This is a genomic window from Maribacter sp. MS6 (genome assembly GCF_056839185.1).
This window is the reverse complement of the sequence record NZ_CM166389.1, coordinates 97687-109290: the sequence shown is the minus strand read 5'-3', so window position 1 is coordinate 109290 and position 11604 is coordinate 97687. Positions and strand designations below refer to the sequence as shown.

Here is an 11604-nt window from a genome sequence, read left to right as displayed (position 1 = left end):
TTTTTAGAACTATGTGCCTGCAACCTTACTTGTTGTTACAATTGCATAACTTTGATGTTGATTTCAAATAAAATTGACTTTGTCCAAATCAAATAAACTTAAAATATTCAATGATCCAATTTACGGATTTATTAGAATCCCGAACCCCTTAGTATTTGATCTTATTGCGCATCCCTATTTTCAAAGGCTGCGTAGAATTTCTCAAATGGGACTTTCTTATCTCGTATATCCTGGAGCGCATCATACACGATTTCACCATGCATTGGGTTGTGTGCATCTGATGCAAAAATCTATTCAAGTGCTTCGTTTTAAGGGGGTTGCTATTTCTAACGAAGAGGAGCAGGGCTTACTGTGCGCCATACTGTTGCATGATATTGGGCATGGTCCTTTCTCGCATGCCATGGAACACAGTATAGTAGAAGGCGTAAGCCATGAGTATATTTCCACTAAATTTATGCAGGAACTCAACACGCTATTTAACGGAAGTTTAACTGTTGCTCTCGCTATCTTCTCAGGAAATCACTCTAGAAAATTTCTAAATCAGCTTGTAAGTAGTCAGTTGGACATAGATAGGTTGGATTATCTAAAACGTGATAGTTTTTATACGGGCGTAGCAGAGGGCAATACCAATTCAGATCGGCTTATCACCATGCTCAATGTTGTAGATGGCCAGTTAGTTGTAGAAGAAAAGGGTATTTATTCTGTAGAAAAATTTCTAATGGCGAGGCGTTTTATGTACTGGCAGGCCTACCTGCATAAGACCGGGGTTGTGGCCGAACAATTGCTAATTAGTATTTTAAAACGGGCACGATATCTCATTTCGGAAGGGTTTCAACTACGCGCGAGCAGTTCATTGGTATATTTTTTATCAACCGCGGTCAATAAAAATAATTTTGATGCCAAAACACTCGATATTTTTGCACAACTGGATGATATAGATATTCTTTCGGCAATTAAGGATTGGCAGCATATGGATGATTTTGTGCTTTCCGAACTTTGTAAAATGATTATAAACAGGCGTTTATTACACATTAAAATAAAGAAAGAACCCATATCCGAGAATCGATTTAAACAAAAATTCCAAGAGCTTAAGAATGAGTATCATCTGAGTGACGAGGAAACAAGCTACTTTGTATTCCAAGGTAGATTAGAGAACAAAGCGTATGACCGTTATGAACAGAATATTAACATATTGAGAAAAAACGGAAAAATTGTTGATGTCGCCAAATTATCAGATCACTTAAATTTGAATGCATTATCCAAAACCGTAACCAAGTATTATATCTGCTATCCCAAAGATGCCGTTTAACTATTTTTCTTACTTTTGCTCCCATGGTATTTACAGCTGGTCAAATTGCAGACATTTTAGAGGGCGAAGTACAAGGAAATGCAGAGGTAGCCGTTCATAAACTTTCAAAAATAGAAGAGGGGGAAAAAGGGTCTTTGACATTCTTGGCTAACCCTAAATACACTACGTTTATCTACAACACCAAAGCTTCCGTTACTATAGTGAATAAGGATTTTGTTCCAGAGCAAGCGTATACCACTACGCTTATAAAAGTAGCCGATGCATACGAATCCTTTTCGAAATTATTGCACTATTATAATCAGGCAAAACATACCAAAGTAGGCCTAGAAGCCCCTGTCTTTAAATCGGATACCGCTTCATACGGGGAAGACTTTTATTTAGGAGCATTTTCTTATTTGGGTGACAATGTAAAAATTGGTAATAATGTAAAGATTTACCCTAATGTCTATATTGGGGAGAACGTAACCATTGGTGATGGTGTAACTGTGTTTGCCGGAGCAAAAATATATTCTGAAACTACAATTGGTAAGAACTGCGTAATACATAGTGGTGCCATTCTCGGTGCCGATGGTTTTGGATTCACCCCTAACAGTAAAGGAGAATTCAATAAGGTTCCACAAACGGGTAATGTTGTTATAGAGGATAATGTAGATGTTGGTGCCGGTACTACTATAGACCGTGCCACCTTAGGATCTACTATTTTAAGAAAAGGAGTAAAGTTGGATAACCAGATACAAATTGCCCATAATGTAGAAATTGGAGAACACACGGTAATTGCAGCTCAGACTGGTATTGCAGGTTCTACAAAAATCGGAAAACATTGTATGATTGGCGGTCAAGTAGGAATTGTTGGTCATATTGTTATTGGTGATTACGTTAAAATCCAGGCCCAATCCGGAATAGGAAGAAATGTAAAAGATCATGAAGTCTTACAGGGATCTCCTGCGTTAAACTATGGGGACTACAATAAGTCCTATGTTTATTTTAAAAACTTACCGAAAATAATCAACAGAATAGATAACCTTGAAAAAAAGGAAGGATGATTAAGACAACAACAGAAAAGCAACGTACTATAGGGAAAGAAGTTTCTCTTACAGGTGTAGGCTTACATACCGGTGCTAACGTTACGCTTAAATTTTTACCAGCGGGGGAGAACCATGGATATGCCTTTAAAAGAATTGATTTGGAAGGCCAACCCATTATAGAAGCTGATGCGAACTACGTCATCAACACACAACGGGGTACCAATCTGGAAAAAAGAGGTGTGAAAATACAGACCTCGGAACATGTTTTAGCAGCTTTGGTAGGACTGGAAATAGATAATGTGCTAATAGAACTAGATGCTCCAGAGCCACCCATCATGGACGGTTCCTCCAAATTTTTTGTAGCCGCCTTGGAAGAAGCGGGTATTGTAGAGCAAAAAGCAACGCGTGACGTTTATGTTGTAAAAGAAGTGCTTTCTTATAAAGATGAAGCCACAGGTAGTGAAATAACCGTAATACCTTCAGATGAGTACCAAGTAACCACTATGGTCGATTTTGGAACTAAAGTTCTAGGTACTCAAAATGCCACTTTGGAACACATTTCCGATTTTAAGACAGAAATTGCAGATGCCCGTACCTTTAGTTTTCTTCATGAGTTAGAAATGTTGCTGGAAAACGGACTTATTAAGGGCGGTGATCTAAACAACGCTATTGTATATGTGGATAAGGAGATTTCGGAAGAAACCATGAAAAAATTAGAGAAAGCTTTCAATAAAAAGAAGCTCTCTGTAAAACCAAACGGAATTCTAGATAATCTTACCTTGCACCAACCCAATGAGGCCGCCCGTCATAAACTTTTAGATGTGATTGGAGACCTGGCTTTAGCGGGAACGCGGATACAAGGAAAAGTGATTGCAAACAAACCGGGACATTTTGTAAATACCCAGTTTGCAAAAAAGCTTTCTAATATTATTAAGTTGGAAAAAAGGAACAATGTTCCTAAGTACGATCTAAGCTTGCCGCCTTTTATGGATATCCATCAAATCATGGCCATGCTACCGCACAGACCTCCGTTTCTTTTAATAGACCGTATTCTGGAACTTTCGGAGCAGCATGTTGTTGGAATGAAAAATGTTACCATGAACGAACCCTTTTTTGTGGGGCATTTTCCAGGCGCTCCGGTAATGCCAGGTGTTTTGCAGGTAGAGGCGATGGCGCAAACAGGTGGTATATTGGTACTTAGTACAGTACCAGATCCCGAAAATTATCTAACCTTGTTTATGAAAATAGATAAGGTTAAATTTAAAAGACCTGTCTTGCCTGGTGATACTTTAATTTTCCATTGTAGCTTAATCACCCCAATTAGGCGTGGAATATGCCATATGCAAGCCTATGCGTATGCCAACGATAAATTGGTAAGTGAAGCAGAAATGATGGCGCAAATAGTTAAAAGAACATAGCATGAATCAGCCATTGGCTTACATCCATCCTGGAGCAAAAATTTCTAAGAACGTAGTAGTAGAACCCTTTACTACCATTCATAATAATGTAATAATCGGTGACGGAACTTGGATCGGTTCCAATGTGACCATCATGGAAGGTGCGCGAATTGGAAAGAATTGCAATATTTTTCCGGGTGCCGTAATTTCAGCACCACCGCAAGACCTTAAATACGACGGTGAGGATACGACTGTCGTTATAGGAAATAACACAACCATTCGCGAATGTGCAACTATTCATAAAGGAACATCGGATAGGATGAAGACCGTCATTGGCAAGAACTGTCTAATTATGGCCTATTGCCATGTTGCTCACGATTGTTTTGTAGGTGATAACTGTATTTTCTCCAATAATTCTACTTTGGCAGGTCATGTTACAATCGGTGATAATGTTATCCTTGCTGGGTTGGTGGCCGTACATCAATTTGTATCTATCGGTCAGCATGCGTTTGTTACTGGGGGTTCTTTGGTTCGTAAAGACGTTCCGCCCTATGTAAAAGCGGCCCGGGAACCTTTATCTTATGTGGGTATCAATTCCGTTGGGTTAAGAAGAAGGGGTTTTACCTCTGAAAAGATTAGAGAAGTCCAAAATATTTACAGAATACTGTATCAGAAAAATTACAATAATACCCAGGCCGTACAAATTATTGAGGCTGAAATGGAAGCGACACCGGAGCGAGATGAAATCCTTCAATTTATTAGGGATTCGCAGCGGGGTATTATGAAAGGCTATTTTAGCAACAACTAAGTATTACATTACAATAATCATCAACTTATAAATTCATTAATTAAAATAGAAATGGCATCTACATCCGATATCAGAAAAGGACTTTGTATAAGATATAACAACGATATCTATAAAATTATTGACTTTCAACATGTTAAACCTGGTAAAGGTCCGGCATTTGTGCGAACAAAATTGAAAAGCGTAGCTACTGGAAAGGTACTGGACAATACTTTTTCTGCAGGCCATAAAATAGAAGATGTGAGGGTAGAGACCCGCTCATACCAGTTTTTATATGCAGAGGGAGAGACCTATCATTTCATGAATACGGATGATTACAATCAAATTACCCTTCAAGAAAGTGCTTTAGATGCTCCGGGACTTTTAAAAGAAGGGGAGATAGTTAAAATTATGTTTAACACAGAGGATAGTTTACCGCTATCGGTTGATATGCCAGCTAGCGTAGTTTTGGAGATAACGTATACAGAACCTGGTGTAAAAGGAAATACAGCTACAAATGCAACGAAACCGGCGAAGGTGGAAACCGGGGCTGAAGTAAACGTACCTTTATTCATAAATGAAGGAGACAAAATAAAGATAGATACTTCAAATGGTTCCTATATGGAGCGTGTAAAAGAGTAAGTTTGAAATTTCCTACCACCTTTTCGTTAAAACAAATAGCAGAAATCATTGGATGTTCTTTCGAGGGGCCTGACGATTTTCTGGTTTTGGGTATGAATGAAATTCATGTGGTAACGGAAGGGGATATTGTCTTTGTGGATCACCCTAAGTATTACGATAAAGCATTGCAGTCTAAGGCTACCGTTATCTTAATTAATAAGAAGGTAGATTGCCCTAAAGGCAAAGCGTTATTGATTTCTGAAGACCCCTTTAGGGATTTTAATACCCTTACTAATTATTTTAGACCTTTTAAAGCAGCAAACCAGGCTATTGCAAGTACCGCTAAAATTGGACAGAACACTGTAATCCAACCTAATGTTTTTATTGGGAACCATGTGGTTATAGGTGCTAATTGCGTTATCCACTCCAACGTAAGTATTTATGATAATTCCGTTATTGGTAACAACGTTACTATACATGCGGGTACAGTGCTGGGCGGGGATGCCTTTTACTACAAGAAGCGGCCAGAAGGGTATGATAAATTGCGTTCTGGTGGTCGTGTGGTTGTTGAGGACTCTGTAGACATTGGCGCCTTGTGTACCGTGGATAAGGGAGTAACTGGAGATACGACAATAGGGGAAGGAACAAAGTTGGATAATCAAGTCCATGTGGGGCACGATACAATTATTGGAAAAAAATGTTTGATAGCCTCGCAAACTGGGATTGCAGGATGCGTTATTATAGAGGATGAGGTTACCCTTTGGGGACAAGTTGGAACCAATAGCGGAATTACCATCGGAAAAAATGCTGTAATAATGGGGCAAACAGGGGTTACCAAATCTGTAGCGGGAGGGAAGAGTTATTTTGGTACACCGATAGAGGAATCAAGAGAAAAATTAAAACAATTGGCCTACATAAAGAAGATTCCCGAACTAATTAAAAAGATTGATACTAAACTAACTTAGCTATGAGTCCACAAACTAATAAAAAAGAACGAACCTCATACCTAGAGTTAGATGTTGGAGTATTTAATTCTCGATTATCGAGTAAATAAGAAGCAGAATACTTTAGTATTCATTGCCAAACCTATATTTTTGTCTATTAAAAATAAAAATCAACAGCAGTATGAGTGTTTTAGTTAATAAAGATTCCAAAATAATTGTACAAGGATTTACCGGAAGTGAAGGTACTTTCCATGCAGAGCAAATGATTGAATACGGAACCAACATTGTTGGTGGCGTAACACCCGGCAAAGGTGGTCAAGAACATTTGGGGAAACCTGTTTTTAATACGGTATCCGAGGCAGTTGATAAAGTAGGGGCAGATACCACTATCATTTTTGTACCACCAGCGTTCGCTGCAGATGCGATTATGGAGGCGGCGAATGCAGGAATCAAGGTAATAATAACTATTACAGAGGGTATTCCTATTGCAGATATGGTAAAGGCTGCCGATTACATAAAGAATATGGACTGTAGGCTCGTTGGTCCTAATTGCCCAGGGGTAATTACTCCAGGAGAAGCGAAAGTTGGTATTATGCCAGGCTTTGTTTTCAAAAAAGGGAATATCGGAATTGTATCCAAATCAGGAACGTTAACATACGAAGCAGCTGATCAAGTTGTTCGTCAAGGATTGGGAATCACCACCGCCATAGGTATTGGTGGTGATCCAATTATAGGGACTACTACCAAAGAAGCTGTTGAATTATTGATTAACGACCCAGAGACCGAATGTGTTGTAATGATCGGAGAAATTGGTGGACAGCTAGAAGCCGATGCTGCACAGTGGTACAAAGCAAGTGGGAGTAAAAAGCCTATCGTTGGATTCATAGCTGGCGAGACTGCACCAGCAGGAAGAACTATGGGGCACGCAGGTGCCATCGTTGGAGGCAGTGATGATACCGCACAGGCAAAAAAGAGAATTATGCGTGAATGTGGTATTCATGTCGTTGATTCTCCCGCCGAAATTGGACTTAAAGTAAAAGAAGTAATGGCTTAATACTCGTTTTGTGTGAACGTGTTTACAATAAATGAGAATAATGAATCCATCGGTCTTATATTTAAGTCGATGGATTTTTGTTTGCCAATAGGGGCTTCTGGGAAAAGTCGTAAGTAATAAATCTGGTAAGAAACGCTATAATAACCTCGCTAATCAATATATTTAAGTGTCAAAAATCAAATAAATGAAACTACTTGAAGGAAAGAATGTAATTATTACCGGTGCAAGCCGAGGCATTGGAATGGGAATCGCTAAAGTATTCGCGGACCACGGAGCTAATATTGCTTTTACATATAGTTCTAGTGAGGCGCCTGCATTGGCCCTAGAAAAGGAACTTTCCGCTAAAGGGGTCAAAGCAAAAGCATATAAGAGTAATGCCGCAAATTTTGAGGAAGCTGATGTATTGGTTAACCAAGTATTGAAAGATTTTGACGGTGTAATAGATGTTTTGATCAATAATGCTGGGATTACGAAAGATAATCTTTTGATGCGCATGTCCGAGGCGGATTTTGATGCCGTAATAGATATCAACCTTAAATCGGTGTTTAATATGACCAAAGCTGTGCAAAGGACGCTATTAAAGCAAAGAAAGGGTTCTATCATAAACATGAGCAGTGTTGTTGGTGTTAAAGGAAATGCAGGGCAGACAAACTACGCTGCATCAAAAGCCGGAATGATTGGGTTTACCAAATCGGTAGCCTTGGAACTAGGGTCTAGAAATATTCGTTGCAATGCTATCGCTCCTGGTTTTATTGAAACTGAAATGACGGATAAGCTCGATGAAAAGACCGTTCAAGGTTGGAGAGATGGCATACCTCTAAAGCGCGGTGGATCTACAGAGGATATTGCGAATGCCTGTTTATTTTTTGCTTCAGACCTTTCGGCCTACGTTACAGGTCAAGTGCTAAATGTAGACGGTGGCATGCTCACCTAATAGCTATAATTGATTAAAAACCAGATTATGATATACGTTACCACGTCAACCATTGCCGGTAGGGAAATAATGGAGTCCTTAGGAACCGTACGCGGTAGCACCGTTAGGGCAAGAAACATTGGTCGTGACCTGTTTGCCGGGTTAAAGAATATTGTTGGAGGTGAGATTTCTGAATATACCAAACTATTAGCGCAATCCAGGGAGCAAGCAATCAAGCGTATGTTGGACGACGCCCAGAATTTAGATGCTCATGCAGTTGTAAATGTACGATTTACTACCTCCCAAGTGATGCAAGGAGCTGCTGAAATGTTAGCTTATGGCACAGCGGTTAAATTAAAATAAGCATGTGATGGCATATTTCTCCGCTATGGTGCTGTTATTGATCTATGGAGGAGTATTTTGTGTGCTAATCTACCTTGTTTTTAAGCGGCTAGAGGACAGGACAAAGGAAGATTTTGAGAAGCGAGAGAACTAGCCTATGCAAACAAGTACGGTACTACTTATAATTTTAGCTGCACTGTTTTCCGTAACCGTAGTATATTTTCAATACTATTTTCGTGGAAAGCAAAAGGGAACAGTGCTTTTTGCGCTTTCTCTACTTCGGTTTGTTGGTATTTTTGGTGTATTGCTTTTACTTATAAATCCAAAGTTTTCCAAGATGAACTACACCTTGGAAAAACCAAACTTGGCCGTTCTCATAGATAATTCTACCTCTATAAGCATGGTCGCGGAAAAAGTAAAAGAAATAAGGGCGGTTTTTGACCAGAAGAAAGAATTAGCGGAGCGTTTTGATATGGCATTCTATCTATTTGGACAACGTTTACGTCCCTTGGACAGTCTTACTTTTTCTGATGCGCAAACCAATATTCAAAAACCAATAGCAGCCTTAAAGGACGTTTATGCAAGAAGAAATACGGCGCTGGTTCTTATTTCTGATGGCAATCAAAATTTAGGAAGAGACTATGCCTATACCAAGGAATTAAAATCACCTCCTATTTTTACGATAACTGTTGGTGATACAACAAAATACGAAGACCTAAGCGTTGGACCTATCAATACCAATAAATATGCCTTTTTGAATAATAAATACCCTTTGGAGACCTACGTGTCTTACCAGGGAGGTAATACGGTTGATGCAAACCTACAAATTAAGGTAAATGGCGTATCTGTTTATAATGAAAACATAGAGCTATCCAAGAATAACAATTTTCAAACCATCAATACCCTCATCACAGCAAATTCGATCGGGGTAAAAACAATAAGCGTAACTGTCAAACCTTTAGCTACGGAGCGTAACATTACAAATAATACACGTGAAACGGCAGTCGAAGTTATTAATGAAAAAACAACCGTGGCTCTAGTTTCGGATATCTTGCATCCAGATTTAGGAGCCATTAAAAAAAGTATTGAAAGTAATGAACAACGGCAGGTAGTTTTATTAAAGCCGTTGGCAAACCCACAGATTTTTGAGGAAGCAGATGTCTTTGTTCTATATCAGCCAAACGCTGCATTTAAAAAGGTATTTGAGTTCATTGAACAAAAACAATCCAATGTATTTATCGTGACAGGTTTACATACCGATTTTGGTTTTTTGAATCGTATTCAACAAGATTTCAAAATAGAAAGTGGTTATCCTCAGCAAGAGGTTTTCGGTAGCTTGAATACTAGTTTTTCCAAATTTGACATTATGGAATTCGATGTAAATGATTTCCCGCCGTTGAACAGTGATGCAGGTCCTTTAGTTTTCAATAGTGCCAATGAAACTCTATTGGGAAGTACGATAAAAGGCTTGGATATGAAGTCACCTTTATTGACCGTATTTGGTGAACGCACGAGGAAAAAAGCACTGTTAACTGGAGAAGGTGTATGGAAATGGCGCGTACAGTCATTTAGAAATACTGGTGACTTTTCAAATATAAATGACTTCATGGGTAAATTGATTCGTTACCTATCTGACAATAGCAGAAAAGACCGCTTGAACGTAACCTACAGTTACAATTACGAAGGAAGCAATACGGCATATATTTCTGCTACTTATTTTGACGAAACCTATGTCTTTGATCCTAATGCACGAATAGATATTTCTGTAATGAATAAGGAAACCAAAGATGTTCAAACGATTCCGATGGTGTTGAAAAACGATTTTTTTGAAGCAGATTTAACTAATTTAGGCGCCGGGGAATACGAATTTACAGTGAAGGTTATTGGAGTAAATTATAAGCAAACGGGCGTATTTACAATCTCCAATTTTGATCTGGAAAAACAATTTGTTTCCAGTAATTATAAAAAGATGCAAGCGCTTGCTCAAAACACAGGTGGAAGCCATGCTTTTTCTTCTGATTATGAGGAAATAATTACAGCGTTAATTTCTTCCCAAGCCTTTGTTCCTACCCAGAAAAGCACGGAAAATAGTGTATCTTTGATTGATTTTAAAGTTCTTTTAGGCCTAATAGCATTGGCGTTTTCAATGGAGTGGTTTATTAGAAAGTATAATGGATTAATTTAAAACTTAAAAACAAATGGACAAATTACCTAAGATTGCGCTACCAGCAATATTCATATTTATTTTAGTAGTGATATTAATTTCAAAATCTGCAATAACTATTAACTCTGGTGAGGCCGGAGTGTTGTACAAAACCTTTGGAGGTGGTGTAGTAACGGACGAGCCTCCGATGGGTGAAGGTTTTCATATTGTAGCACCATGGAACAAAGTGTACTTATATGAGGTTCGCCAACAAGAGGTTTTGGAAAAAATGAACGTACTTTCAAGCAACGGTCTAGATATTAAACTAGAGGCCTCGGCGTGGTTTGAGCCCATGCGAAATGATCTTGGAAAACTACATCAAGAAAAGGGTGAAGCCTATGTACAACGAGTGTTATTGCCAACAATACGATCTGCAGCGCGTTCTGTAGTAGGACGTTATACCCCAGAGCAATTGTATTCCAGTAAAAGGGATGCAATTCAGCAAGAGATTTTTGACGAAACACAGAAAATAGTAGAAGGACAGTATATTCAATTGAACGAAATTCTTGTTAGGGACGTAACCTTACCGCCTACAATCAAAGATGCGATAGAACGTAAGTTAAAGCAAGAGCAAGAGTCTTTGGAATATGAGTTCCGTTTGGTAACGGCCAAGAAAGAAGCAGAAAAGGTAACGATCGAAGCGCAAGGTAAGGCAGATGCCAACCGTATATTGAGTGCATCGCTTACAGATAAAATTCTTCAGGATAAGGGTATCGATGCTACCTTGAAGCTCTCTGAATCTCCAAATTCTAAAGTCATAGTAGTAGGAGGTGGAGAATCTGGTTTACCTCTAATTTTAGGAAATAACTAATACGAGGATAAATTTTTTTATTTCATTTTTGAACTTTTTTTTTGTGAAATCAGAAATACGGTTTACTTTTACATTTGAATGAAAAATAAAGCTACACATCATCATTTCCACACGCACGCGCAAGCGAGGTAGGAATGTATTGTCGTAGTTACAACATATTTATAAACCCGTTTGAGCAATCAAGCGGGTTTTGTTTTTCAG

At 38.7% G+C, this 11604-nt stretch carries 12 protein-coding genes; all 12 read left to right on the top strand.

The genetic code is table 11. The annotated features are described in order from the left end of the window. Positions 1-79: 79 nt before the first annotated feature. The 12 genes from MS6x_RS00580 (at position 80) to MS6x_RS00525 (ending at position 11403) form a co-directional block, all read left to right on the top strand. The gene (locus MS6x_RS00580; protein ID WP_482604723.1) at positions 80-1309 is read left to right on the top strand and encodes an HD domain-containing protein; all 1230 of its coding nucleotides are present in this window, start codon (positions 80-82) and stop codon (positions 1307-1309) included. A gap of 23 nt (positions 1310-1332) precedes the next feature. Further along, entirely contained in the window at positions 1333-2352 is a 1020-nt protein-coding gene (gene lpxD / locus MS6x_RS00575; protein WP_482604721.1) for a UDP-3-O-(3-hydroxymyristoyl)glucosamine N-acyltransferase, read from the top strand. Further along, positions 2349-3752, top strand: coding sequence for a bifunctional UDP-3-O-[3-hydroxymyristoyl] N-acetylglucosamine deacetylase/3-hydroxyacyl-ACP dehydratase (locus tag MS6x_RS00570; protein ID WP_482604720.1), 1404 nt, complete (start codon positions 2349-2351; stop codon positions 3750-3752). The genes lpxD and MS6x_RS00570 overlap by 4 nt, the downstream gene beginning before the upstream one ends. Before the next feature lies 1 nt (position 3753). Then, a complete protein-coding gene (gene lpxA, locus MS6x_RS00565) occupies positions 3754-4539 on the top strand; it encodes an acyl-ACP--UDP-N-acetylglucosamine O-acyltransferase (protein ID WP_482604718.1) in 786 nt (261 codons plus the stop codon). A gap of 51 nt (positions 4540-4590) precedes the next feature. Beyond that, a complete protein-coding gene (gene efp, locus MS6x_RS00560; RefSeq protein WP_482604716.1) occupies positions 4591-5157 on the top strand; it encodes an elongation factor P in 567 nt (188 codons plus the stop codon). A 2-nt stretch (positions 5158-5159) separates the two neighbouring features. Further along, positions 5160-6101: a UDP-3-O-(3-hydroxymyristoyl)glucosamine N-acyltransferase gene (locus tag MS6x_RS00555; protein WP_482604715.1), complete on the top strand. Its 942-nt coding sequence runs from the start codon at positions 5160-5162 to the stop codon at positions 6099-6101. Between the two features lie 160 nt (positions 6102-6261). Beyond that, positions 6262-7134 carry a succinate--CoA ligase subunit alpha gene (gene sucD, locus MS6x_RS00550; RefSeq protein WP_482604713.1) on the top strand — a complete coding sequence of 291 codons (873 nt, stop codon included), beginning with the start codon at positions 6262-6264 and terminating at the stop codon, positions 7132-7134. A gap of 184 nt (positions 7135-7318) precedes the next feature. Next, entirely contained in the window at positions 7319-8068 is a 750-nt protein-coding gene (fabG, locus tag MS6x_RS00545) for a 3-oxoacyl-[acyl-carrier-protein] reductase (RefSeq protein ID WP_482604711.1), read from the top strand. 27 nt (positions 8069-8095) lie between these two features. Next, positions 8096-8410: a YbjQ family protein gene (locus tag MS6x_RS00540; RefSeq protein ID WP_482604710.1), complete on the top strand. Its 315-nt coding sequence runs from the start codon at positions 8096-8098 to the stop codon at positions 8408-8410. A 7-nt stretch (positions 8411-8417) separates the two neighbouring features. Continuing rightward, the gene (locus MS6x_RS00535; RefSeq protein ID WP_482604708.1) at positions 8418-8543 is read left to right on the top strand and encodes a hypothetical protein; all 126 of its coding nucleotides are present in this window, start codon (positions 8418-8420) and stop codon (positions 8541-8543) included. A 3-nt stretch (positions 8544-8546) separates the two neighbouring features. Continuing rightward, a complete protein-coding gene (locus tag MS6x_RS00530) occupies positions 8547-10574 on the top strand; it encodes a VWA domain-containing protein (RefSeq protein WP_482604706.1) in 2028 nt (675 codons plus the stop codon). 13 nt (positions 10575-10587) lie between these two features. Further along, positions 10588-11403 (top strand): prohibitin family protein, encoded by an 816-nt coding sequence (locus MS6x_RS00525; RefSeq protein WP_482604705.1) that lies wholly within the window; start codon positions 10588-10590, stop codon positions 11401-11403. Positions 11404-11604: the final 201 nt, after the last annotated feature.

What these genes read in the sequence shown, in the direction of transcription:
- lpxD (WP_482604721.1), top strand. Translation starts at nt 1,333, where the DNA reads ATGGTATTTACAGCTGGTCAAATTGCAGACATTTTAGAGGGCGAAGTA.
- MS6x_RS00570 (WP_482604720.1), top strand. Translation starts at nt 2,349, where the DNA reads ATGATTAAGACAACAACAGAAAAGCAACGTACTATAGGGAAAGAAGTT.
- lpxA (WP_482604718.1), top strand. Translation starts at nt 3,754, where the DNA reads ATGAATCAGCCATTGGCTTACATCCATCCTGGAGCAAAAATTTCTAAG.
- efp (WP_482604716.1), top strand. Translation starts at nt 4,591, where the DNA reads ATGGCATCTACATCCGATATCAGAAAAGGACTTTGTATAAGATATAAC.
- sucD (WP_482604713.1), top strand. Translation starts at nt 6,262, where the DNA reads ATGAGTGTTTTAGTTAATAAAGATTCCAAAATAATTGTACAAGGATTT.
- fabG (WP_482604711.1), top strand. Translation starts at nt 7,319, where the DNA reads ATGAAACTACTTGAAGGAAAGAATGTAATTATTACCGGTGCAAGCCGA.
- MS6x_RS00540 (WP_482604710.1), top strand. Translation starts at nt 8,096, where the DNA reads ATGATATACGTTACCACGTCAACCATTGCCGGTAGGGAAATAATGGAG.
- MS6x_RS00535 (WP_482604708.1), top strand. Translation starts at nt 8,418, where the DNA reads ATGGCATATTTCTCCGCTATGGTGCTGTTATTGATCTATGGAGGAGTA.
- MS6x_RS00530 (WP_482604706.1), top strand. Translation starts at nt 8,547, where the DNA reads ATGCAAACAAGTACGGTACTACTTATAATTTTAGCTGCACTGTTTTCC.
- MS6x_RS00525 (WP_482604705.1), top strand. Translation starts at nt 10,588, where the DNA reads ATGGACAAATTACCTAAGATTGCGCTACCAGCAATATTCATATTTATT.